This is a genomic window from uncultured Anaerococcus sp., from assembly GCF_963510915.1.
Classification (GTDB): Bacteria; Bacillota; Clostridia; order Tissierellales; family Peptoniphilaceae; genus Anaerococcus.
This window is the reverse complement of the sequence record NZ_CAUPHG010000017.1, coordinates 1-25,120: the sequence shown is the minus strand read 5'-3', so window position 1 is coordinate 25,120 and position 25,120 is coordinate 1. Positions and strand designations below refer to the sequence as shown.

Below are 25,120 nucleotides of genomic sequence, written 5' to 3'. Positions count from 1 at the left end.
AATACGGCAAGGACCTTGTATGTTCAGCTGTAACTATACTTGCCTATAGCTGTGTAAATAGTCTTGACAAATATACAAATGATGTAATTTTTCATGATGATAACATAACAATGTCAGTAAAGATTGCAAATCCTGACAGAGATACAGATGTTATATTTGATTTTTTTGAGACTGGTATAGAAACACTTTTAGGTAATTATGACAGCTATATTAAATTAAAATATAAGGAGAAATTATGATAATAAACATTAATTTACAAAGATTTTCAAGTAAAAAGGGAGTTTCTTCATCTAAAAACGGTAGAGACTCAAGAGCAAAAAGACTTGGTGTTAAAAGAGCTGATGGTCAGTTTGTAAATGCTGGAACAATCCTTGTTAGACAAAGAGGAACAAAAATTCACCCTGGTAACAATGTAAAAAGAGGTTCTGATGACACTCTTTATGCATCATGTGAAGGTGTTGTAAAATTCGAAAGAAAAGGCAAAAGCAGAAAACAAGTGTCTGTTTATGCACAATAATTAATTAAAAATTAAGCTTGCCTTTGGCAAGCCTTTTTTTATGAAAGGAAAAATATGATTGATATTGTGAAAATAAGTATCAAGGCAGGCGATGGTGGTAATGGGGCTGTCGCCTGGAGAAGAGAAAAATATGAACCTACTGGAGGCCCAGCTGGTGGCGATGGTGGTGATGGTGGTTCAGTTATTATAAAAGCTACCCGAAATCTTTCAACCCTTGATGAATTTAGGTACAAGAAGGATTTTAAGGCGGAAAATGGAGAACAAGGTGGCAAGAATAAAAAGTTTGGAAAAAAAGGTGAAGACCTTTATATACCTGTACCTGTTGGTACATTAATAAGAGAAGCTGAATCAAATACAATAATAAAAGATATGAAAAATGATGGCGAAGAATTTCTTATCGCTAAAGGTGGTAGGGGAGGACGCGGTAACGTTCATTTTAAAAATTCAGTAAGGCAAGCTCCAAGATTTGCTGAATCAGGTAAAAAAGGACAGGAAATTAATCTTATTTTTGAACTTAAAGTTCTTGCAGATGTCGGACTTGTTGGTTTACCAAATGTAGGTAAATCTACACTACTGTCCGTTATAACAAAAGCAAGACCAAAAATTGCCAATTATCATTTTACAACAATAGATCCAAACCTAGGTGTTGTTAATGTTGATCGTGAAAGAAGCTTTATAGTAGCAGATATAGCTGGTCTTATTGAAGGTGCGAGTGAAGGGACAGGACTAGGTCATGACTTTTTAAGACATATAGAAAGGTGTAGGGTTTTAATCCATCTAGTTGATATATCAGGCCTTGAAGGAAGAAATCCAATTGAAGACTTCAAATTAATCAATACTGAATTAAGCCTATATAATAAAAAATTGTCCGAAAAGCCTATGATTGTTGCCCTAAATAAATCAGAGCTAGATAGCAATGATAATGCTTCTAAATTTATAGAAGAATTTGGAAATGACTATAAAATATTTAAAATTTCTGCAGCTACTACAATGGGTATAAAAGAAATGATAGATTATGTCACAGAAGAACTTGAAAAATCAAATGCAGAAGAATTTGGGCTTTATGAAACAGTAGATGAAGGCTTCTTAGATGAATTCTACAATAAAGAAATTGATTTTGATTTGAATATCAAAAAAGAAAATGATATCTATCTTGTTTACGGAAAAAGGGTAGACAATCTATTGAAGAAAGTAAATATTGATGATTATGATTCGATGATTTATTTCGAATCCACCTTGAGAGAGATGGAAGTATTTGATAAATTAAAAGAAATGGGAATAGAAGACGGAGATAGTGTTGCCGTTGGCGATATTGTCTTTGAATATTATGAATAGGAGGAAGTATGTTAACAGGTAAACAAAGAGCAATGCTTAAACAAGAAGCACACGACTTTAAGCCAATAATAAACATTGGAAAATTATCTATATCTGATCAGCTGCTTAATGCTATAGATGAAGCACTTGAAGCAAGGGAACTTATTAAAATTAAAATTTTAAATAATAACCTAGATGATGCTGATTATATTATTGACACAATAGTTGACAAATTAAACTGTGAATTTATTTCACATATAGGTTCAATTTTCACTATCTATAGAAAAAACGATAATAATTATTATAATTTATAATGAGAATAGGTCTATATGGCGGGACATTTGATCCGATACACCTTGGACATCTAATTGTGGTAGAAGCTGCTATTAATGAGATGAATTTAGATAGGGTTATTATCTTGCCAAGTTCAAACCCGCCCCACAAAAAAAATAAAGTTAAAACTAAATCTGATATAAGGGTAGAGATGGTAGCGGAAGCTATTAAGGATAATCCCAAGATAATTCTATCCACTTATGAATCCTCAAACGATATAGTTAGGTATACTCATGAAACTTTAGAATATTTTTCGAAAAATATGAATAACCATGATATTTTCTATATTATGGGTGAAGATTCTTTCATGACCATTCACACTTGGAGAAATTATAAGGCAATTTTAGGTTATAATATTATCGTAGTTGCAAGAGACGGGATAGGAAAAGATAGTCCGTTAGTTAAGTATGTGGAAAGTATTCGTGAGGATAATCCCAATATATTTTTAATAAATATATTAAATATTAACATATCATCGACTCTTATCCGTTCTCTAACAAGAGAATTAAAGAGTATAAAATACCTCGTTAAAGACGAAGTAGATTATATTATAAAACATAGGAACTTATATGAATGATTTATTTGATATAGAATCTAAATTAAAAGATTATATAGGAGAAAAAAGATATAAACACAGCTTGAGGGTGGCGGATACTGCTAGTAAGATGGCTGAAAAATTTAATGTAGATCCCAAAAAAGCATACCTTGCTGGACTTATACATGATTGCGCTAAATATAATGAAGAATTCTTTCTAAATAAATTTAATATTAAGCTTTCAGCCTATCCTGTAAGTTCAATTAAAGATCCTGTTCTTCATTCTTTTTTAGGAGCAGAAGTAGCAAAAAAAGTGTATAATATATACGATGAGGATATATTAGAAGCAATTAAATACCATACTACAGGCAAGGCTAATATGACTGATTTAGAAAAAATTATTTTCATAGCTGATGCTATAGAACCGGATAGAAACTTTGAAGGAATAGCTGAAATACGAAAATATGCTTTTGAAAATTTAAATGAAGCCATGCTTGCTCTTTTAGATAATAATATTATCTTTTTAATTAGTAAAAAAGCTATAATAAATCCCCTTAGCTTTGAAGCAAGAAATTACTTGATTGAGGAGAAAAATGGAAAAATTAGACATAATAGTTAAAACATTAGAGGATAAACTAGCAGAAGATATCAAAGTTATAAAGCTTGAAGAATCTTCAGTTGCTGATTATTTTGTAATAGCGACAGGTAATTCAATAAACCAAACTAGAGCCTTAGCAGATTATATAGAAGATGATCTGTATAAAGAAGGATATAAACTATTATCCAAGGAAGGACTTAGAGAAGGTGAGTGGATTTTAATTGATGCAGGGGATATTATTATCCATATCTTTACACAAAAGCAAAGAAAGTTTTATGATTTAGACAATTTGTGGGATAATTAATTACTTTGACCCTTTATAGGAGTTACTATGCCTAAGGATAGGAAAGACAAAATCATATTTGCAGGAGTAATTTTTTTAGCTTTTCTCATTGCGAATTTATTTTCAAATGGTGGATTAAAAAATTTTCTAAATAGGAATGAAGATGAAATTATTATGTCAAATACATCTTCTGAAAAAACCGATGTTCACAAAGAGGAAGCGTCTGATGATTTATCTAGTCAAGATAAGAAGGTATATATATCTGGCGAAATTAAGAACTCAGGTGTATATGATATAAACGACGGAGATAGGTTAGATAATCTTGTTAAAAGAGCTGGTGGTTTTACCGATAAAGCTGATATTAATTCTATTAATCTTGCATTAAGATTAGAAGATCAGATGAAAATATACATACCTAATATTGATGAAAATCAAAGCAATAATGCTGATAATACTAATCTAGCAGCTGGAGAAGTTACAACTGATGTGAAGAATTCTTCAAACCATAAGATTAATATTAATTTGGCTAGTAAGGAGGAGCTTATGACTTTACCAAATATCGGAGAAAAAAGGGCTCAAGCCATACTAGATTATAGAAAAGAGAAGAAATTCACAAAGATAGAAGATATAAAAAATGTTAGCGGCATAGGTGATAAGTATTTTGAAGCAATGAAAGATTTAATTACAGTATAGGGGTATATATGAAATTATCTACTAGAGGTAGGTATGGGTTAAGGGCAATTTGTTATATAGCAGAAAACCAAGATAAGGGTTTTATACCTGTATCTGAAATAAGTGAAAAATTAAAATTATCTGAAAATTATTTAGAACAATTAGTAAGAACGTTGAAAAAAGATGGTTTGATTAAATCAAGCCGAGGTCCAAAGGGTGGCTATAAAATAAATAAAGCTTTAGATAAGGTGACAATAGGTCAAATTCTAAGAAGTCTAGAAGGAGACATGACAACAAGTGAATGTGTAAGTGGTAAGGTTAACTGCAATGATAAGTGTGATGCCTATGATTTATTCACAAAACTTGACTACCTAATAAATACAGCTATAGATTCTATTACTTTGGAAAATATTGTTAAACATGAAATTTAAGGAGAACTAATGAAAAACCTAGGAATGAACGAGCTTCGAAAAAGCTATTTAGAATTTTTTGGAAATGAAAAAAATCATACAGTACTAAAATCATTTCCTTTAACACCAATTGATGACGACACTCTTTTATTAATTAACGCTGGTATGGCGCCACTAAAAAAATACTTTACTGGCGAGCTAAAGATGAAAAACAATAGAGCTACTTCATCACAAAGATGTGTAAGAACTGGTGATATTGAAAGAGTTGGTAAAACTGAGCGTCATGGTACATTTTTTGAAATGCTTGGAAACTTCTCATTTGGAGATTATTTTAAAAGAGAAGCAATAAGCTGGGCTTTTGAATTCCTAACAAAAAAACTTGATATAAACAAAGAGGACCTTTGGGTAACTGTTTTTCATGATGATGATGAAGCCTACAATATTTGGCATGATGAAATAGGAATGCCAGCAGAAAGAATTTTAAGACAAGGAAAGGAAGATAATTTCTGGGAATTAGAAGTAGGTCCTTGTGGTCCATGTTCAGAAATATATGTCGACAGAGGCGCTGAAAGAGCAGTTGATGAAAATGATAACCAACCAGGCAATGATGATTCTGATAGGTTCATGGAAGTGTGGAACTTGGTATTTACTCAATTTAATAAGGATAATCAAGGAAACTATACTAATTTAAGTCATCCAAATATAGATACTGGAATGGGACTTGAAAGAATCGCTATGATTCTTCAAGGAAAAGATAATATTTTTGAAATAGACGTAATGAAAGAAATTATTTCTGAAATCGAAAAATTATCTGGTAAGACTTATAAGACAAATAAAGCTGATGACGTTTCAATCAGGGTAATTGCTGACCATGCAAAAGCTATGACCTTCCTAGTATCTGACGGGGTTATACCATCTAATGAGAAACGTGGCTATGTACTTAGAAGGCTAATTAGAAGAGCCTATAGACACGGAAAACTATTAGGAATTGAGGGGCCATTCTTAAATAAAATCGTTGATAAGGTTATTGAGACATATAAAGTAGAATATGACGAATTGATCGATAATATGGATAGCATTCATCAAGTAATCAGTGAAGAAGAAGAAAGGTTCCAAAAAACCATAAATCAAGGCTTGGATAAACTTGATTACTTGATTTCAGAAATGGAAAAAAACAACAAGAAAGTGCTAGATGGTAGCGAAGCATTTAAACTATATGATACTTACGGTTTTCCTTTAGATTTAACTAAAGAAATTCTTGAAGATAAAAATCTAGAAGTAGATGAAAGTAAATTTGAAGAAGAAATGGAAAATCAGAGAAATCTTGCAAGAAATGCTAGGAACGTAGACAACAAGCACAAACACGATAATCTACTTACTGACCATTTAGAAAAAACAGAATTTCTTGGTTATGATAAATTCGATGTTAATGCAAAAATTATTGCCATTTATGAAGATAATGACGAGAAATCTTCGATAAAAGCACCAAACAACGGTATAATAATAAGTAATAAAACTTCATTTTATCCAGAAGGCGGCGGAGAAGTTGCTGATACAGGATTTATTAAAACATCTAATGCATGTGCAAGAGTTGTTGATGTCCAAAAGAAAAATGATATAATTTTCCATTACGTTGAAGTTATTGAAGGTGAATTTAACCAAGGTGATGATGCTGAATTTGTAATTAATCTTGAAAGAAGACTTGATATTCAAAGAAATCACTCTGCTACCCACTTACTCGATAAGGCATTAAAAGTAGTTTTAGGACAAAATATTAAACAAGCAGGTTCATTAGTAGATGAAGATAAGTTAAGATTTGATTTTACTTACAATAGAGCAATAAGTCACGAAGATTTAATTAAGATTGAAAAAGAAATTAACTCAAAAATTAGAGAACAACTTCCAGTAAAGAAAGAATACATGGACTTTAAGAAATCCGAAGAACTAGGTGCTGTTGCATTGTTTGAGGATAAGTATAAAGATGTTGTAAGAGTTGTATCTATGGGTGATTATTCAATAGAATTATGTGGAGGCTGTCATGTAAATAATACAGCTGAAGTATTGATTTTTAAGATTAAATCAGAAACTTCTGCAGCAGCTGGAGTAAGAAGAATCGAAGCTATCACTGGTAGAGCGGTTTATGAAGATTTAATTAATAAAGAAAATTCTATCAGAGATATTGCAAGAAGCTTAGATGTAACTGTAAATAACATCTCATCTAAAATCAATTCATTAAAATCAGAGATTACTGTGAAAGATAGTGAAATTAAGAGATTAAAATCACAATCTAACAAAGATATTTACAGCGAGCTTAAATCAAAAATTAAAAATATCAATGGCATCAACTTGCTTATCGAAAAATTTGACAACGTAAGTATTGATGAATTGCGTGAACTTGAAAATAGAATTAAGAGTGAATACGATAATCTTATAATAATATTTGCTACTGTTAGTGATAAGATAATCTTTACTGTATCTGTTGATGACAAGCTAACTGATAAATATAATGCTGGAAAAATTGTTAGGGAGATAGCCCAAATTACAGGCGGTAATGGTGGCGGTAAGAAAAATTTCGCCCAAGCGGGCGGAAGTGATATATCTGCCTTAGCTGAAGCACTTAATAGGGCTTATGAAATCATAAAGGAGTAAGATATGACTGATAATAATAAGCTTAATGAGACTATGCTTTTCAAAAGAGAAGATATAGAAAAAAATGATATTAGAGAAATTCTTACTACAGTTTACAAGGCTTTGGAGGATAAAGGTTATAAGCCAAATTCACAGATAGTAGGGTATTTACTTTCTGGTGATCCAACTTATATAACCGCTCATAATAATGCTAGAAAGCTTATTAGAGCAGTAGATAGAGATAAGATTTTAGAAGAATTATTAAATAACTACATCAATGGCTAGAATTATGGGTATAGATGTTGGGGATAAAACAATTGGTGTCGCTATAAGCGACACTATGTTTATAACTGCCCAACCTTACGAAACAATAAAAAGATCTAAAGCAAAATTTGATATCGATAGGATTGAAGAGATAGTAAATCAAAATGATATTTCTATCATAGTAGTGGGATTGCCAAAAAATATGAATAATACAATAGGTCCTCAGTCTATGAAGGTCATAAGCTTTGTTGATTTAATAAAAAAAAGATTAAATACAGAAATCGTATATGAAGATGAGAGACTTACAACAGTTCAGTCAGAATCTGTTCTTATAGATATGAACGTAAGACGCGAAAATAGAAAAAAACATATCGATAAAATTGCTGCTAGCTTTATATTGCAAAGTTATTTAGACAGGAGAAATAATGAATAGTATCTTTTTACTGGATGAAAATAATAATGAAGTTGAGTTTAATATATTAGATACATTCGGAATAGACGAGAAAAATTATGCCGCTCTCCAAGAAGTTGGTGACGACATGATTATGGTTGTAGAAGTTACTAATACAGATGATCTTATAACTTTCAAAACCATTGAAGATCAAAATGAACTAGATGAAATAATAGAATTTTATGAAGAAATGAAAAGGGATAATGATGAACAGTGAAGAAATAAGGAAGATTTTTGAAAAAAACAACCAAAAATTCACTAAACAAAGGGAATTGATTTATAATGTTTTAAAAAACTCTTCAGAAAAACATCTGACACCAGAACAGCTATTTTCTATAGTCCACCAGGACCATAGACAAGTAGGAATAGCTACTATTTATAGAACTTTAAATATTTTTGAAGAACTAGGTTTAGTTAATAAGCAAGAATTTACTGATCAAGCTTATACTTATGAGGTAATTGATCCAGAAAGTGATCACCATGATCATATTATATGTACTTCTTGTGGCAAAATATTAGAAGATGAATTTTTGTCAGTAGAAGACGTTAAAAATTCACTAAAGGAAAATTTTAATTTTGATTTATCTTATTATTCTTTAAGAATCTATGGAATCTGTTCCGATTGTCAGAATAATAAGGAGAAATAATGACAAATGAAAAAAAATTAAGAGTAATTCCCATAGGTGGATTACACGAAGTAGGTAAAAACTGTACTCTAGTTGAATATGGAAATGATATGATAATGATAGACTGTGGTCTAACTTTTCCTGATGCAGAGATGTTAGGGGTAGATATTGTCATTCCAGATTTTACTTATGTAGAAGAAAACAAAAATAAACTTAGGGGCATTTTTGTTACCCACGGTCACGAAGATCACGTGGGCGCAATACCTTATTTTTTAAAGAATGTTGATACAAATGTATATTGTTCTAAACTTACTAAGGGTCTTCTTGAAAATAAGTTTAAAGAGCATGGACTTAATCCTAATAAGATTAAGATGGTTAATGTCAATAATACAGTTAAAGCCGGCAGTCTAAGTGCTGAATTTATTAGAGTTAGCCATTCTATTCCAGATGCTTGTGCAATAGCTGTAAAATCACCATTAGGAACAATCATCTTTACAGGTGACTTCAAGATGGATTTTACTCCAATAGATAATGATCCAACAGATATCCAAAGATTAGCTGAGCTAGGAAAAAAAGGTGTACTAGCTTTGTTTGCTGATTCTACAAACGTAGAAAGAGAAGGATTTTCTCTAAGTGAAAAAGTTGTTGGAGAAACTTTTGTAAAAATATTTGGCCAAGCTAAGTCTAGAATTATAGTTGCAACTTTTGCATCAAACCTTCACAGAGTCCAACAAATTATTACAGCAGCTGAAAAATATAACAGAAAAGTTGCCCTATCAGGTAGATCTATGCTCAATAATGTTAGGATTGCTAATGAATTAGGATATTTAAAAATCAAAAAGAATACCTTAATTGATATGAAAGCAATAAAAAAATATGCTGACGATGAGCTTGTAATTCTATCAACTGGTACACAAGGGGAGCCACTAAGTGCGCTAACTAGGATGGCAAATAATGAACATAGACAGATAAGTCTTAACAAAACAGATATGGTAATATTATCATCATCTGCCATACCTGGTAACGAAATGGCAATTAATACTACAATAAATAATTTAACAAAAATAGGTTGTAAAATTATTTATTCATCACTTGAGAAAGTCCACGCTTCAGGCCACGCTTGCCAAGAAGAAATCAAATTGATGTACCAACTAATCACACCAAAATATTTAATTCCTGCCCATGGAGAAATTAGGCAATTACAAAAACATGCTGACATCGCACAGGATATGGGTCAGCCTAAAGAAAATATATTTTTATGTGAAAATGGAGATATAATTGAGTTTACAAAAAAAACTGCAGGTATAAAAGGAAAAGTGCAAGCAGGTAATGTGCTAGTAGACGGTTCTGGTATTGGTGACGTTGGCAATATTGTCCTTAAAGACAGAAAACACTTGTCAGAAGATGGTCTAATGGTAGTATCTATCACATTTGATAGGCACACCCAAGAACTATTAGCAGGCCCAGAAATTGTATCACGTGGATTTGTTTATGTTAAAGAAAACCAAGATATAATCGAAAACTCTAAGGATATTGTCCTAAGGTCAATCAATAAATGTAAGAAGCAAGATATAAAGGCTCTAAGCCAAATTAAATATCAAATAAGAGAAGATTTAAAATCATATATATATAATGAACTAGGTAGAGATCCTATGATTCTACCAGTAATATCAGAGATAGAAGATGGGAAATATTAATTATAATTATACATCCCTTTTTATAGAAGATTTGCTTAACGATACTGATTTTGTTGATATAAGAAAATACGCTATAGCAAATGATGTCCCTATAATGAATAGTCAGACTAAGGAGCTGATTATTAGCATCCTTATGGTAGCAAAACCAAAAAATATTTTAGAAATTGGTACCGCAATTGGTTATTCAGCTCTATGTTTTAGTAAATATACAGGAGCAGACATTACAACTATTGAATTAAATAAAGCTACAGCTGAGATCGCTAAGGAAAATTTCAAAAAATATAATGTAAAAGTCAATTTAATTAATGATGACGCAATGAAAGCCTTGAGAAATATTAATCAAGGCTTTGATTTTGTTTTCATAGATGCAAATAAATCTAGATACCTAGATTATTTTAAAATGGCGAGCAAATTACTTAACAAGGGTGGAATAATAATTGCAGATAATGTTCTTTTTAGGGGCGAAGTTTGCAATGATGATATAATGGAAAAAAGAAAGAATACTTTAGTAAAAAGACTTAGGAATTTCTTAGCCTATATAACAGATTTAGAAGACTTTACTACATCTGTAATTCCCATAGGTGATGGACTTACTTTAAGTGTTAGGAGAGATAATGATAGATAAAAAAGTGGAATTACTTGCCCCCGCTGGGGATTTTGAAAAATTAATAACTGCCATTAAGTTTGGTGCAGACGCTGTTTATCTTGCTGGAGATAATTTTGGTTTAAGAGCAAATGCGAAAAATTTTGATAATGATGAGTTAAAAAAAGCTGTTGCTTATGCACACGAAAGAAATGTTAGGGTACATGTTACAATGAATATCATGCCTCATGACGGGGACATGAATGGAATTGTGGAATACTTAGAAAACCTCAATACTCTTGGTATAGATGCGCTTATAATCTCTGATCCTGGTATATTTGCTCTAGCAAAAAAACACACCAATATTGATCTTCACATATCAACTCAAGCCTCAGTAACTAATTCAGCAACAGTTAATTTTTGGCATGATATGGGAGCTAAGAGAGTAATTCTTGCACGTGAACTATCCTTAGAAGAAATAACTGAGATTAGAAAAAATACACCAAAGGATATGGAGATAGAATGTTTTATCCATGGAGCTATGTGCATTTCATATTCTGGTAGATGTCTCTTATCTAGCTATATGGCTGGTCGTGATGCTAATAGGGGAGATTGCGCTCAACCTTGCAGATGGAAATATTCTCTTCAAGAAGAAACTCGACCTGGAGAATATTTTCCAATTGAGGAAGATAGCCAAGGTGGTACTTTCATCATGAATTCTAAAGACCTTTGCCTAATTGATGAAGTAGATAAGTTGATTGAAGCTGGAATTGATAGTTTTAAGATAGAAGGAAGGATGAAGACTCCTTTTTATGTAGCTACAGTAATTAGATCATATAGACAAGTTATTGATAGTTATTATGAAGGTAATTTTAGTCCAGCAATAAGTAAAAAATATTTTGATGAAATAAGTAAGGCAAGCCATAGGTATTTTACAAAGGGATTTTTCTATAATAAAACAAATGAAAATGATCAAATATACACAACATCTTCTTATATAAGAAACTATGACTTTATAGGTGTAGTTAAAGATTATGATGAAGAATCTAAACTTGCTACAATAGAACAAAGGAATAGATTTTTTAAGGGTGATGAGATTGAAATATTTGGAAATAGCAAAGATTTTTACACCATAACTGTAGACCATATGGAAGACGAAAATGGAGATGAGGTAGAAATTGCTAACAAACCAAAGCAAATTTTGAAAATCAAAATTGAGTTGCCATTAGAGAAAGGCGACATCCTTAGAAAAAAAATACAAGATTAAAAAAGCTAGCCAAATGGCTAGCTTTTGCAATTATTTTAGTCTTCTGATGGATTTTCAGAGAAATCAGCTCTTGTTCTTCTTGCTTCTGCTCCAACATTAGAGTTTTCGTCAGCTTCGTCGGTGATTGATCTAAGATTTTCTTGATCAGGACCTAGTTTTTTATCTAGAGATTCGCTGCCGTTTTCCTTGTTATCTTCTCTGATTTTTTTATCAAGTTCATCGTTTCCTCTGTATTGATTGTCGTTTGAAATTTTTTGATTTGTCATAATTTCTCCTTCTATAATTGATTTATGCACTACTTATATATCTATAATACTATAAATGGAAAAATATTACAATCATTTTCTTATTTTGATTCTTCTACTAATTTTATTATCTCAAGTACGACCTTACTTGATTTTTTCATATGCTCTATTGGAATCAACTCATATACACCGTGGAAATTCATCCCGCCTGTGAAAATGTTTGGACATGGAAGTCCCATGAAAGATAGTTTTGAACCATCTGTACCTCCTCTAATAGGGCTTATGAGAGGTTTTATATCAAGATTTTCCATAGCTTGCTTAGCATAATTAACAATATCCATGTGGTCTTTTATAACATCACCCATATTATAATAACTATCGGAAATTTTGACTTCTACAATGTTGCCATATTTTGTATTTAAATACTCAGCATTATTTTGTATTTCTTCTTTCATTTTTTCAAAAGTATCTCTATCATGGTCGCGAATAATATATTCCATTTTAGTAGTTTCTATATCACCATTAATGCTTAATAGATGGAAAAATCCCTCATAGCCCTCTGTGTGCTCAGGACGCCTTACAGAACCTAATAACCTATCAAATTCATTTGCGACTGTTATAGAGTTAATCATTATGTTTTTAGCTGAACCTGGATGAATAGATTTGCCATGTATTGTTATTTTAGCATCAGCTGCATTAAATGATTCATACTCAAGTTCACCAAGAATACCTCCATCGATTGTATAGGCAAAGTCTGCTCCAAATTTTTTAACATCAAAAGTATCACAGCCTGTTCCTATTTCCTCATCAGGAGTAAAAGCAATACAAATTTCACCGTGTTTAAAATCAGGATTATTAACTATATACTCAACAGCATTCATAATTGCAGATATTCCAGCTTTATCATCAGCCCCCAAAAGGGATTCACCCCTAGTGGTGATGAGAGTTGTCCCTATTAATTTATTTAGGTAAGGAAACTCATCGACCTTAATTGATTTTTCTTCGTTTAGCTTTATATCACCACCTTGATAATTTATTATCTGTGGATTATCAATTTTTCCATACATCTCTGGAGAGGTATCCATGTGAGATATAAATCCAATTATTGGCAAATTTTTATCAGAATTTGCAGGTATTTTTGCAAATACAAAGCCTTCTGCATTAATCTCTGCTTTTAAACCAAAATCTTCTAGTTCATTCTTCAACTCTTTAGCTAGGACTAATTGGCCTTCAGTAGAAGGCTTTTGTTGTTCTCCTTTTTCTGGGTCACTTTTAGTATCAAATGAAATATACTTTAAAAAACGTTTTGTTAAATTATCCATATACACTCCTTGCTTATATTATACTTGCAATTGTAAAGTGGGGCTAAAATTGGTATATTAATTTAGAAGGTGAGTGAAATGAAAGAAAATATTTTAAAAATAAAAACAAACGGACAATGCCCTACATATGCAACAGATAATTCTGCAGGGATCGATTTATATTGCAAATGTGATGGGAATTTAATTATAAAACCTAATGAAACAATTAAGATTCATACTGGTGTTCATGTGGAAATTCCAGATGGATATTTTGGAGCAGTGTATCCTAGATCATCAACCGGTGTAAAAAAACATCTTATGCTTGCAAATACAGTAGGAATAATTGATTCGGATTATAGGGGAGAACTGATGATATTTTTCTATAATTATGGTGATGAAAGCCAAGTTATAGAAAATGGAGATAGGCTTGCCCAACTAATTATCCAACCATATATGAAATGTGAGATTCGACAAGTTGACGAACTTTCCACCAGCGTGAGAGGTGAAGGTGGCTTTGGATCTACTGGTAAATAAGTTTTATGAATAAATTTGTAAAGAAAAATAAATATAATTTATTCTTATTCGCAATCTTTATCATAGCATTGATTCCAATATGCATATTATTAAAATCTAGACTAGATAATATGAATATGGCTAAATATGATAATGATATAATTGTGATTAAGGGAAATGGTGATGAAATAAAATCATACTCAATAAAGGAATTGAAAAAGAAGGCTGGCAGTAAGAAGGAAGTTTATATTAATAACGGTCTAGAAAAAGTCAAGATTGAAGGTGTTTCTCTTGAAAAACTCATAGGTAGTTTAGATTTTAATCTAAGAGAGAGACCTGTAATATCAATTGAAGATTCTGATGGTAATTCAAATAGGTTCCCTATGTCAATTGCCTTAGAAGTTGATAGAGTATATTTAGTTTATAAAATCGATGGCGAGCCAATTGTAGAATATAATCCATCCTATGGAACTTTAGTTGTAATAGATACAACAACTAAGAATGCCAATAGCTGGATAACAAATGTAAAAACTCTTAATATTCAATAAATAGGCTGTTACTTAACTGTGACAGTTTATTTTTTAGTAAAAAGAATAGGTGAATGATGACCAATAAATTTAAATATGAAAAATTGACACCGATGCTTAGGCATTATGTAGATGTTAAAAATGATTTTAAAGATTCCATATTATTATATAGGGTTGGGGATTTTTACGAAACTTTTTTTGATGATGCGATTATAACTGCTAAGGTCCTTTCTTTAACTCTTACCGGTAAAGAATGTGGTCATATTGATAGGGCTCCTATGTGTGGAGTACCTCATCATGTAATTGACACTTATGTAAATAGACTTGTTAAAAAAGGCTATAAAGTTGCCTTATGCGACCAAATTGAAGACCCAAGAGAAGCTAAGGGCTTAGTTAAAAGGGCTATTACAAGGGTAATTACACCTGGAACCCTAACAGACATGGAAAGTCTTGATAAAAAAGAAAATAACTATCTTTTATCTATTTTTGAAAATGAATATGGTTTAGCAATGGCTTATTGTGATATTTCTACAGGTAAACTTGTTGGTCTTGAAATAAAGACTCTAAGTCAAAATATAGGAAAAAAAGCTATTGATCAAATTGAAAAAATCAACCCTTCTGAATTAGTTCTCACAAGTAATTTTGATAATAAAGGTATTAAAAAATATCTGAACCTAAACAATAACATATTTATTAACTATATTGATTTCACAACTGATTACGAAAACAGAGTGAAAACTATTAATAATTATTTGGGTAAGGATAATCTCTGTAAAATTAAAGATAAAAGACTTATAATAGTAGCTTTGGCAAATCTCTTAGATTATATTTATAAATATTATGAAGAGAAGTTAGATCATATAAACAGTATCGAAATTCTTAAAATTAATGAATTTATGGAAATAGAAGCCAATACAAGAAAAAATCTAGAATTAACGAGAAACTTGGCTACAAATAACAAAGATAACTCTCTTATTTATATTCTTGATAAGGCAGATACAGTAATGGGCTCAAGAATGATTCACGACTGGCTAGAAAGACCACTAGTAGATATAGAAAAAATTAATAGGAGATTAGATCTTGTAGATGGATTTTATAAGGATAGTATTCTATCAAGAAATATTTCAAACTTATTAGATAATGTGTATGATCTCGAGAGAATCCTAGCAAAAATATCTTATAAACGTGCAAATGCAAGGGACTTAATTTCTCTAAAAAATTCACTTAGAGATATTCCTAAACTTAAAGATTTACTTACAAAAGCCAATAATGAATTATTAAAAAATCTTGGTACTAATTTACCAGGCACTGAAGATATTTATGATTTGATTGATAAATCTATAGTTGATGAACCACCTATAAATATAACTGAGGGTTGTCTAGTAAAAAATGGTTATGATAAAATCCTTGATGATCTAAAAAACTTATCTGATAACGCACAAGGACAGCTAATTGAATATGAAAAAAAACAAAGAGAAATAACAGGAATCAAAAATTTAAAGGTTATCTATAATAAAAATAACGGATATTCAATAGAAGTTACTAAGAGTAATATTGACAAGATAGACTCATCATATATTAGGAAACAAACTTTAAAAAATCAGGAAAGATATACAACCGAAGAACTTGAAAATATATCGTCTATGATTTTAAATGGTAGGGAAAGAATTAATCAATTAGAATATGATATTTTTAATAAAGTTATCGAAAAAATACTAGACTCAACAATTAGACTCCAGAGCCTATCTAAAATGATTGCAAATATTGATAGTCTAAATTCCTTTGCTAAGATTGCCAGAAAAAATTCATATAGTAGACCTGACATAAATGAATCTAATATTATACAAATTAAAGATGGGAGACACCCAGTTATCGAATTAAATCTTGATGAAAATGAATTTATTTCTAATGACACTGATATAGGAGAAGATAATAATCTTATTCAAATAATCACAGGTCCCAATATGGCTGGTAAATCAACATATATGAGGCAGATGGCTTTAATTATTATCATGGCCCAGATAGGTTGTTTTGTTCCTGCGAGAAGTGCAAAAATTGGTATTTGTGATAAAATTTTCTCAAGAATTGGTGCTAGCGATAATATCTCCAAGGGCGAATCAACTTTTATGCTCGAAATGAATGAAGTTTCAAACATAATTAAAAATGCAAGCGAAAAATCTTTTGTTATACTTGATGAAGTTGGCAGGGGAACAAGTTCTGATGATGGGCTTAGTATTGCCATGGCACTAGTAGAATATTTATCAAAACATAAAAAAGTAAAAACTGTTTTTGCAACTCATTTTCATGAATTAACCGTTCTTGAAAATGAACTTAATAATGTTAAAAACTTAAAAATAGAAATACTAGAAGAAAATAGCAACTTAGTCTTTTTAAGGAAAATATCGAAAGGCAAATCTGATAGGTCTTATGGAATTGAAGTAGCAAAACTAAGTGGACTTCCAGATGAAATCCTTGATAACGCTAAAAATATCATGCAAAAACTTTCAAATGAAGAATTTTTTGATGTAAATAAAAGTGCAGAAATCAAAAATTCTCTTGATGATATTAAGGACAAGAAAATAAATATCCTTAAAAACTTGGCAGGTAAGATTAATATTAATGAATTAACACCTCTAGAAGCCATGAACCAGCTAAACATCCTTATAGAAAGAATTGGGGAGATATAATGTCAATTATAAAATTAGATAAAGATACAGTAGATAAAATCGCTGCTGGCGAAGTTATAGAATCGCCACTTTCTATTATAAAGGAGTTAGTTGAAAATTCTGTAGATGCAGGAAGTAAGAATATTACAGTAGAGATTAAAAATGGCGGAAAATCTTATATTAGGGTTACAGACGATGGTGGAGGAATAGCAAAAGAAGATATTGAACTTGCTTTTGAGAAACATGCCACAAGTAAAATATCAAAGTTTGATGACCTTTATACAATAGGATCTCTTGGATTTAGAGGTGAGGCACTTCCTAGTATATCTTCTGTAAGCAAAGTAGTAGCAATTTCTAAAACAGAAGAAGATGAAATTGGCATAAAACTTGATCTTACCGGCAAAGAAAGAGCGAAATCTTCAATAGCTACTAATAAGGGTACTAGTATTATTGTTGAAGAATTATTTTATAATATGCCTGCAAGAAGGAAGTTTTTAAAATCTGATATATCTGAAGCTAATAAAATAACCAGACTTATGTACGCTTTTGCTATTGGATATAAAGATATTGCCTTTAAATATATAAAAGATGATAGGGTTCAATTTCAGTCAAATCCTAAACTAAATTTAAAACTTAGGATTTCTGACTTATTGGATAGTCTACTTGAAGAAAATCTAGTTGATTTAAATTCCCAAAATAAGTCTTACAGGATAGAAGGCGAGATTGGTCTTCCAACATATTATAGGGGCAATAGGTCAATGCAGTATATCTATATAAATGATAGACTAATAGAAGATGAAGAAATAACAAATATCATCGAAAGTCAATACCAAGGCCTTATACCCCAAGGAAGATTTCCTGCATTTTTTATATTTATTTACACATCGCCTAAGAACATAGATGTAAATATTCATCCAAATAAAAAATTTGTAAAGTATTCCTACGAAGATGAATTATTAGACTTATTATGTAAAAGCGTAAAAAACATTATAAAATCAAATGATGAAATGAATTCTATTGATTTTAATGAAAAAAAAGAAGAAAAAATTTTAGATTTTACTGATTATAAAGCTATTCTTGATAAATATTCACCAGCTGATATGGTTGTTAGAGAAGATGAGAAACCTTATGATAAAGAAAATGAAAGTGACGATTTTTTTAAAAATACTAATACTTTAGATTTAGATTTTTTAAATTATGATGAATTCAGAAAAGAAAAATCGTTCATAAAAGATATAGACATACCTGCTTATAAAGCTTCTATTTTTAAAAGGTACTCCATTTTTGAGGATAAAGATAGGGTCTATATTCTAGATCACAGAAAAGCCGAAGAAAAGATTAAAATGAGCGAATTTATAAGAGATTTTAAAAACAAAGAAGTTAGTAGGCAATTAATTTTAAACCCTATTATTATTAACCTAAATATACTTGATTTATCAAGATTTCAAGCCAAGGAAGATTTATTTGAGAGTCTAGGTTTTGATATAGAATTACTATCTGATAGGTCACTAATTATTAGAGAAATGCCTATGATTTTTGACATCCCAGAAGATAATAATTTTTTCTATGATATATTGGATCTTGACAAAAATCTTGATGAGGGACTGTTAATAAATAAATTAAGAAAGATAGTCAAAAGTCTATCCTTTAGAAAAGGGCATGAAATTAATAAAAATGAGGCAGTAGAACTTTATAAAAAACTAATGAAGGAAGATAATCCATACAAGACCTATGATGGTAAGTCAACCATTATTTCATTAGAAGATAAAGATTTGGAGAAATATTTTGAAAGATAAATTTATTATAATCACTGGACCAACAGCAAGCGGCAAAAGTGATATAGCAATAAATATAGCAAAAAAAATTGAAGGAGAAATAATATCTGCTGACAGCCAACAGGTTTATTCTGAAATGGATATTGGTACTAACAAGGTCATGGATACCGATTATATATACCACCATCTGATAAATGTTGTAAGACCAAATGAAGAATTTACGGTTGACGACTTTAAAAAGAAAGCAGAAGAAATTATTTCGATTTTAAATTCAAGATTTATTATGCCTATTGTAACAGGTGGAACAGGTTTTTATATCGATTCTCTATTATTCAATATGAATTATGGGCAAGTAAAAAAAGATGAAAGCATTAGAAATAAACTTCAAAATCTTAAAGAAACTTATGGAAATAAATTCTTATATGACAAACTTAAAGATGTTGACGAAGAAACAGCAAAAATCTACCATCCAAATGAAGTTAATAGGATTATAAGATCATTAGAAATATACGAAATTACTGGTGAAAAACCATCAGCAAAACGAACAGGCGAAAGGGTTTTAAACAAAAATATTGATCCTATATTATTTTTCCTTAATTATAAAAATAGGCAAATTCTCTATAACAGAATAAATGATAGGGTAAATGATATGATTACTCTTGGACTCATAGATGAGTTTAAATATTTAATTGAAAAATATAAGCTCAATGAAAATTCTCAATCTATGGCTGCTATTGGTTATAAAGAAATATTCCCTTATATTAGAGGTGAAATTAGCCTTGATGAGATGATTAGCCTTATTCAAAGAAATACTAGAAGGTATGCGAAAAGACAAATTACCTGGATGAAAAGATATTTAGACTATCCTTTTACTAGAGAAATAATAATGGATGACTTAAATAAAGAAGACGCTACAATTGTAATAGAAGATTTAATAAAGGGAATGTATGAATTTTAATGAAATTTATAAAAATTATGATATAGACGATAGGTATGACGACTTAATAAGAGAATCAGAAAACGAATTATCTGAAATATTTAGGATTCACGAAGAAATCGCAGAATTTAACCAATTAAAGGTTATGAAAGCCTTTAATAAAAATTCTCTCCAATCATCTGATTTTTTCTCCGCCACTGGTTATGGCTATGCGGATACAGGTCGAGATACCTTAGAGGGAATATTTTCTTCGATATTTAAAGCGGAAGATAGCCTTGTAAGACCTTCAATAGTATCAGGTACTCACGCCTTATCAATCGTCTTGTTCTCTCTTTTAAACCACGGAGATAAGCTCCTATCCATAACTAATGACCCATACGATACCATGCAACAAGTAATAGGTATCGCTGGAAACAAAAAAGGAACCTTACTTGAAAAAGGAATATTATATGATAAGCTAGAACTTGATTCTAATAACAAAATCCAGTACGGAAAAATTAAAGAAAAAATTAGTGAAAATACAAAAGTTGTTCTAATTCAGAGGTCAACCGGATACACTCAAAGAAGAGCCTTTACTATAGACGAAATACAAAGAGCTATAAATGAAATTAGACAAGTCTCAAAAGATGTAATAATTTTCATTGATAACTGTTACGGGGAGTTCACAGAAACAAGAGAACCGATAGAAATTGGCGCCGACATTGTAGCAGGATCGCTTATTAAAAATCTTGGTGGTGGAATTGCAATAACTGGAGGCTATATTAGTGGAAGAAAAGATCTTATCGAATATTGCGCTAACAGCCTTACAGCACCAGGAATTGGAAAGGATGAAGGACTAAGCTTCGGCACCAATAGGTTAGTTGTAGAAGGACTTTATTTTGCACCACATGTAGTTAAGGAAGCGTTAAAGGTCGCTTTATTATTCTCAAGTGTCTTTAGTAAACTAGGCTACGATGTAATACCAAAACTAGATGACCCAAGATCAGATGTTATCCTTGCAATAAAATTAAATGACCCAGAAAAATTGAAAACTTTCTGCAAGGCAATTCAAGAAGCCTGTACAGTCGATTCAACCTTTGTACCAGAAGCTTATCCAATGCCAGGCTATGAAGATCCAGTGATTATGGCAGCAGGGGGCTTTGTAGAAGGAGCGACTTCAGAATTATCCGCTGATGGACCATTAAGAAAACCTTATATGGCATATCTACAAGGTGGCCTTAACTACTACCATGGAAAACTCGCTTTAAAAATCGTGCTAAATAGGTTCACAAAAAATAACTTCGTATAAAAATAAAAATCGTTCTAATTATCTAATCTTAGAACGATTTTTAAATTAAAATTTTAAATCAGATAGAGGGTTTTTATTTACAGCATTTTTTAGATCTTCATCATCTAAGTGAGTGTAGATTTGAGTTGTAGATACCGAAGCGTGACCTAAAATGTCTTTTAAAGCTCTAATATCAACATCTCCATACTTATACATTAAAGTAGCTGCTGTATGTCTGAGTTTATGGGTTGAATAAATACTTGTATCAAAACCTGCCTTAGCCAAGTATTTTTCAATCGTAGATTGGACAGCTCTGTTTGAAATACGTTTTTTTCTGGTGGAAATAAATAGGGCATTGACACTTGAATCTCTAAGGTATTCTGACCTAATTACAATATAGTTATTAATAAGGTCTTGGCAGTTTTTTGTCAAATATACTGTTCGTTCTTTATTTCCTTTACCAATAATATTGAATCTGTCGTTATTTACATCTGATAAATCGATAGAAACAAGCTCAGAAAGTCTCATTCCGGTTGTTAAAAATGTAAAGACAATTGCTAGGTCTCTTGCCTTGAGAAAAGGATTTTTCTCAAAACTTATAGTTTCAAGAAGCTTTTCTGTCTCGCTCAAGGTTAGATAAACAGGTTGTCTTTGGCTTATTTTAGGGTTTCTAAGCTTATCAGCAATATTTGTATTAATTACCTCAATCTCACTATACATATATTTATAGAAAGACTTTAAAGCTGAAATTTTCCTAGACCTAGTAGTGGCTGAGTCGTTTTTACTATTATCCAAATAAGAAAGAAAGGCATAGAAATCTTGTATTGTAAGTTTTTCAAAAAATTTATTATCAATAAAGAAATTTACTTTTTTATAGTCAAAACCTTGTTTATAGTTTTCTTCATTATTATTATAAATTTTTCTTATTATCTGATACTCAATAAACATTTCAAGATCATAAGCGTATTCTTTAATTGTAGATTCTGAAAGACCTTTAATCGACTTCAAATAATTTAAGTAGTCATTTAATAAGAGTGGTCTAATAAATTCTTCCATAAAATTCTCCGTATGCAAAAATTCCTTCAAAGTTGTGACATTCAACATTTCTGATGAATTCATTAAAATTATACTCTTCCTAATTAAAAATACAATTTATTGCACAAAATTATTATTTTGTGCAATAATTTTTTGTTGCATATTCCTTCCGCATAAATTAAATAAATATGTTGAAGGTTGATTTTCTAATTTAATTCTTAATTTTAATTGCGTTTATTTCACATTTTTTAATCCGGTGACTTTTAATTCTAATACCTTAATTTTATCTTTTCCAATCAAAGTTCATCGCATTGTTTTACGTTTTAAGCTTTTTTATATTTTTAATGGTGTATTTATACCTTTATATAAAATTTAAAAAGCTACCATTAATACAATGGCAGCTTAATTAGTTCTTATTTCGCATAATCTATCGCTTTGGACTCTCTTAGTAAGTTTACTTTTATTTCACCTGGATATTCTAATTCATTTTCAATTTTCTTTGCAATTTCTCTAGCAATTACAACCATTTCATCATCAGAAATTTTTTCAGGTTTAACCAGGATTCTTAATTCTCTACCAGCTTGTAGAGCAAATGATTTTTCTACACCATCGAAAGAATTTGCAATTCCTTCAAGGTTTTCAAGTCTCTTAATGTAATTTTCTAGGCTTTCTCGTCTAGCTCCTGGTCTTGCAGCGCTAATAGCATCTGCAGTTTGAACTAGAATAGATTCCACACAATTTGGCTCAACATCACCATGGTGGGACTCTATGGCATTAATAACATACTTATTTTCGCCATATTTACTTGCTGCTTCTACACCAAGTGCCACATGGGTTCCTTCTTGTTCTTGATCTATTGCCTTACCTAAATCATGAAGTAAGCCACCACGTTTAGCAAGTTGACTATCTGCGCCAATTTCATCTGCGAGCATTCCAGCAAGAAGAGCAACCTCTACTGAATGTTTTAAGATATTTTGACCATAAGATGTTCTAAATTTCATCTTTCCGATTAGTCGTATTAATTGAGGATGTAAGTTTATAATTCCAACAGTTTCAGCAGCGGCCTCACCATCTTCAATTATTCTTGCCTCAACTTCATCACTTGCCTTTTGAAGCATTTCATCAATTCTAGAAGGATTTATTCTTCCATCTTGAATTAATTTTTCTAAGGCTACCTTTGCAATTTCACGTCTTACTGGCTCAAAACAGGATATAACAACTGCTTCTGGGGTATCGTCAATAATAAGGTCAACACCAGCTGCTTGTTCAAAAGCTCTGATATTACGACCTTCACGACCTATTATACGACCTTTCATCTCGTCATTAGGTAGTGATATAACAGATACAGTATTTTCAGCAACAATTTCTGGTGCAAACCTTTGAATAGTTGTAGCCAGAATTTCTGTCGCCATTTTTTTACTTTCCGCTTTGATTTTTTCTTCAGCTTCTTTAATCATCCTAGCTGATTCATGAATTGTTTCAGATTTAACTCTAGCTAAAATTATTTCTTTAGCTTCATTATTAGTTAGTCCAGCGATATTTTGTAATTCCAACTCTTGTTGTTCTATTAACTTGTCAATTTTCTCTTCTTTTTGTTTCAACTTTTTCTGATCACTAGAGATTTGATCAGACTTTTTGTCAATCAATAAAGATCGATTGTCTAAACTTTCTTCTTTCTTAATCAAGCGAGCTTCTCTTTTATTAAGGTCATTTCTTGCTTGATTTAGCATTTCTTCATTTTCAGATTTCAATTTTGAAATTTCATCTTTAGCATCGATTAATGTTTCTCTTCTCAATGCTTCTGCTTGTTTATTGGCATCATCTATAATTTGCCTGCTCAAATTTTCAGCTCCACCTATTACAGATTCTCCAATTTTCTTACGATAAAGATAGCCAAAATAAAAAGCTAACAATACGAAGGCGACAACTATGATGAGAACAACAATTGGATTCATATTATTTAACATCATATCACCTCCAATAATATGGAAATTTTTAACATTCCCCTATTATTATACCATTTAATTATAATTATACGAAATAGTTTTCATATTTTCGCAAATAAAAAAAGTAGACTTAACTACTTTTTGTGTGGGATTATTTTAGCTGGCGATCCTACAGCAGTAGAATCATTTGGCACATCTGATAAAACAACAGAATTTGCGCCTATTTTGCAGTCATCCCCTATTTTTATATTTCCTAATAAGACTGCACCAGCTCCAATCATAACTCTATTACCTACGCTTGGATGTCTTTTAACTTTTTTTTTGGTTATAGCGCCTAAGGTCACTGAATGGTACATCAAAACATCATCGCCAACTTCTGCTGTCTCTCCTATGACCACACCCATACCATGGTCAATATAGCACCTACGACCAATTTTAGCTCCCGGATGGATTTCTATTCCAGTTTCCATTCTTGATTTATAGGCGATTTCCTGAGCTTCATAAAGTTTTCCCTCTAGATACAGGTTGTGAGCAATATAATGAGATAATAAGGCTTTTATACCAGCAGAAAAGCGGATAGCTTCCTCTTCGCTTTTAAGTGCCGGGTCATGTTCTAGTGCGCTTTTTATTAATTCATCTTTGTATTCATTATAACTGATCATTTTCGTATAATTCAGTTGATAGATATCTTTCACCAGTATCTGGTAAAACTGTTACTACAACTTTCCCT

General features: G+C 31.0%; 28 protein-coding genes. 23 read left to right on the top strand and 5 right to left on the bottom strand.

Annotation, left to right across the window (positions count from 1 at the left end; genetic code table 11):
• The 17 genes from RQ893_RS02760 to RQ893_RS02680 all read left to right on the top strand — a co-directional run.
• The coding region (locus tag RQ893_RS02760) for a ribosomal-processing cysteine protease Prp (RefSeq protein WP_311481521.1) at positions 1-239 on the top strand (239 nt) is incomplete at its 5' end.
• Entirely contained in the window at positions 236-517 is a 282-nt protein-coding gene (gene rpmA, locus RQ893_RS02755; RefSeq protein ID WP_311481520.1) for a 50S ribosomal protein L27, read from the top strand. The genes RQ893_RS02760 and rpmA, both read left to right, overlap by 4 nt.
• Before the next feature lie 54 nt (positions 518-571).
• Positions 572-1,852, top strand: a complete 1,281-nt coding sequence (gene obgE, locus RQ893_RS02750) for a GTPase ObgE (RefSeq protein ID WP_311481519.1) — start codon at positions 572-574, stop codon at positions 1,850-1,852.
• Positions 1,853-1,860: 8 nt separating this feature from the next.
• The gene (locus RQ893_RS02745) at positions 1,861-2,145 is read left to right on the top strand and encodes a YhbY family RNA-binding protein (protein WP_311481518.1); all 285 of its coding nucleotides are present in this window, start codon (positions 1,861-1,863) and stop codon (positions 2,143-2,145) included.
• On the top strand, positions 2,145-2,741 hold the full coding sequence (nadD, locus tag RQ893_RS02740; RefSeq protein ID WP_311481517.1) for a nicotinate (nicotinamide) nucleotide adenylyltransferase: 597 nt from the start codon (positions 2,145-2,147) through the stop codon (positions 2,739-2,741). Before RQ893_RS02745 ends, nadD begins: the two co-directional genes overlap by 1 nt.
• Positions 2,734-3,318, top strand: coding sequence for a bis(5'-nucleosyl)-tetraphosphatase (symmetrical) YqeK (gene yqeK, locus RQ893_RS02735; protein WP_311481516.1), 585 nt, complete (start codon positions 2,734-2,736; stop codon positions 3,316-3,318). Before nadD ends, yqeK begins: the two co-directional genes overlap by 8 nt.
• Positions 3,293-3,601 (top strand): ribosome silencing factor, encoded by a 309-nt coding sequence (gene rsfS / locus RQ893_RS02730; protein ID WP_311481515.1) that lies wholly within the window; start codon positions 3,293-3,295, stop codon positions 3,599-3,601. Before yqeK ends, rsfS begins: the two co-directional genes overlap by 26 nt.
• 27 nt (positions 3,602-3,628) lie before the next feature.
• On the top strand, positions 3,629-4,273 hold the full coding sequence (locus RQ893_RS02725; RefSeq protein ID WP_311481514.1) for a DUF655 domain-containing protein: 645 nt from the start codon (positions 3,629-3,631) through the stop codon (positions 4,271-4,273).
• Positions 4,274-4,281: 8 nt separating this feature from the next.
• A complete protein-coding gene (locus RQ893_RS02720) occupies positions 4,282-4,683 on the top strand; it encodes an Rrf2 family transcriptional regulator (RefSeq protein WP_311481513.1) in 402 nt (133 codons plus the stop codon).
• 9 nt (positions 4,684-4,692) lie between these two features.
• Positions 4,693-7,311, top strand: coding sequence for an alanine--tRNA ligase (gene alaS, locus RQ893_RS02715; protein ID WP_311481512.1), 2,619 nt, complete (start codon positions 4,693-4,695; stop codon positions 7,309-7,311).
• A 3-nt stretch (positions 7,312-7,314) separates the two neighbouring features.
• On the top strand, positions 7,315-7,575 hold the full coding sequence (locus RQ893_RS02710) for an IreB family regulatory phosphoprotein (protein ID WP_311481511.1): 261 nt from the start codon (positions 7,315-7,317) through the stop codon (positions 7,573-7,575).
• Entirely contained in the window at positions 7,568-7,987 is a 420-nt protein-coding gene (ruvX, locus tag RQ893_RS02705) for a Holliday junction resolvase RuvX (RefSeq protein ID WP_311481510.1), read from the top strand. The genes RQ893_RS02710 and ruvX overlap by 8 nt, the downstream gene beginning before the upstream one ends.
• Positions 7,980-8,222 carry a DUF1292 domain-containing protein gene (locus RQ893_RS02700; RefSeq protein WP_311481509.1) on the top strand — a complete coding sequence of 81 codons (243 nt, stop codon included), beginning with the start codon at positions 7,980-7,982 and terminating at the stop codon, positions 8,220-8,222. The genes ruvX and RQ893_RS02700 overlap by 8 nt, the downstream gene beginning before the upstream one ends.
• Entirely contained in the window at positions 8,212-8,652 is a 441-nt protein-coding gene (locus tag RQ893_RS02695; RefSeq protein ID WP_311481508.1) for a Fur family transcriptional regulator, read from the top strand. The genes RQ893_RS02700 and RQ893_RS02695 overlap by 11 nt, the downstream gene beginning before the upstream one ends.
• The gene (locus RQ893_RS02690; RefSeq protein WP_311481507.1) at positions 8,652-10,328 is read left to right on the top strand and encodes a ribonuclease J; all 1,677 of its coding nucleotides are present in this window, start codon (positions 8,652-8,654) and stop codon (positions 10,326-10,328) included. Before RQ893_RS02695 ends, RQ893_RS02690 begins: the two co-directional genes overlap by 1 nt.
• The gene (locus RQ893_RS02685) at positions 10,315-10,953 is read left to right on the top strand and encodes an O-methyltransferase (RefSeq protein ID WP_311481506.1); all 639 of its coding nucleotides are present in this window, start codon (positions 10,315-10,317) and stop codon (positions 10,951-10,953) included. Before RQ893_RS02690 ends, RQ893_RS02685 begins: the two co-directional genes overlap by 14 nt.
• Positions 10,943-12,178, top strand: coding sequence for a U32 family peptidase (locus RQ893_RS02680; protein ID WP_311481505.1), 1,236 nt, complete (start codon positions 10,943-10,945; stop codon positions 12,176-12,178). The genes RQ893_RS02685 and RQ893_RS02680 overlap by 11 nt, the downstream gene beginning before the upstream one ends.
• 35 nt (positions 12,179-12,213) lie before the next feature.
• On the opposite strand, the gene RQ893_RS02675 is transcribed toward RQ893_RS02680, so the two are convergent.
• A complete protein-coding gene (locus tag RQ893_RS02675; RefSeq protein ID WP_311481504.1) occupies positions 12,214-12,444 on the bottom strand; it encodes an elastin-binding protein EbpS in 231 nt (76 codons plus the stop codon).
• 80 nt (positions 12,445-12,524) lie between these two features.
• Positions 12,525-13,745 (bottom strand): peptidase T, encoded by a 1,221-nt coding sequence (pepT, locus tag RQ893_RS02670; RefSeq protein ID WP_311481503.1) that lies wholly within the window; start codon positions 13,743-13,745, stop codon positions 12,525-12,527.
• A 78-nt stretch (positions 13,746-13,823) separates the two neighbouring features.
• On the opposite strand from pepT, the gene dut reads away from it, so the two are divergent.
• The 6 genes from dut to RQ893_RS02640 all read left to right on the top strand — a co-directional run bounded on the left by dut (position 13,824) and on the right by RQ893_RS02640 (position 21,430).
• Positions 13,824-14,258: a dUTP diphosphatase gene (dut, locus tag RQ893_RS02665; RefSeq protein ID WP_311481523.1), complete on the top strand. Its 435-nt coding sequence runs from the start codon at positions 13,824-13,826 to the stop codon at positions 14,256-14,258.
• 110 nt (positions 14,259-14,368) lie between these two features.
• On the top strand, positions 14,369-14,785 hold the full coding sequence (locus tag RQ893_RS02660; protein ID WP_311481502.1) for a hypothetical protein: 417 nt from the start codon (positions 14,369-14,371) through the stop codon (positions 14,783-14,785).
• 56 nt (positions 14,786-14,841) lie between these two features.
• Positions 14,842-17,451, top strand: coding sequence for a DNA mismatch repair protein MutS (gene mutS, locus RQ893_RS02655; RefSeq protein WP_311481501.1), 2,610 nt, complete (start codon positions 14,842-14,844; stop codon positions 17,449-17,451).
• Positions 17,451-19,226, top strand: coding sequence for a DNA mismatch repair endonuclease MutL (gene mutL / locus RQ893_RS02650; protein ID WP_311481500.1), 1,776 nt, complete (start codon positions 17,451-17,453; stop codon positions 19,224-19,226). The genes mutS and mutL overlap by 1 nt, the downstream gene beginning before the upstream one ends.
• Entirely contained in the window at positions 19,216-20,163 is a 948-nt protein-coding gene (gene miaA, locus RQ893_RS02645) for a tRNA (adenosine(37)-N6)-dimethylallyltransferase MiaA (protein WP_311481499.1), read from the top strand. The genes mutL and miaA overlap by 11 nt, the downstream gene beginning before the upstream one ends.
• Complete coding sequence (locus tag RQ893_RS02640; protein ID WP_311481498.1) at positions 20,153-21,430, top strand: methionine gamma-lyase family protein; 1,278 nt, start codon at positions 20,153-20,155, stop codon at positions 21,428-21,430. Before miaA ends, RQ893_RS02640 begins: the two co-directional genes overlap by 11 nt.
• A gap of 45 nt (positions 21,431-21,475) precedes the next feature.
• Here RQ893_RS02640 and RQ893_RS02635 read toward each other — a convergent pair whose 3' ends face one another.
• The 3 genes from RQ893_RS02635 to epsC form a co-directional block, all read right to left on the bottom strand.
• On the bottom strand, positions 21,476-22,465 hold the full coding sequence (locus tag RQ893_RS02635) for a tyrosine recombinase XerC (RefSeq protein ID WP_311481497.1): 990 nt from the start codon (positions 22,463-22,465) through the stop codon (positions 21,476-21,478).
• 392 nt (positions 22,466-22,857) lie between these two features.
• Positions 22,858-24,399 carry a ribonuclease Y gene (gene rny, locus RQ893_RS02630; RefSeq protein ID WP_311481522.1) on the bottom strand — a complete coding sequence of 514 codons (1,542 nt, stop codon included), beginning with the start codon at positions 24,397-24,399 and terminating at the stop codon, positions 22,858-22,860.
• 125 nt (positions 24,400-24,524) lie between these two features.
• Positions 24,525-25,052: a serine O-acetyltransferase EpsC gene (gene epsC / locus RQ893_RS02625; protein ID WP_311481496.1), complete on the bottom strand. Its 528-nt coding sequence runs from the start codon at positions 25,050-25,052 to the stop codon at positions 24,525-24,527.
• Between the last annotated feature and the right edge of the window lie 68 nt (positions 25,053-25,120).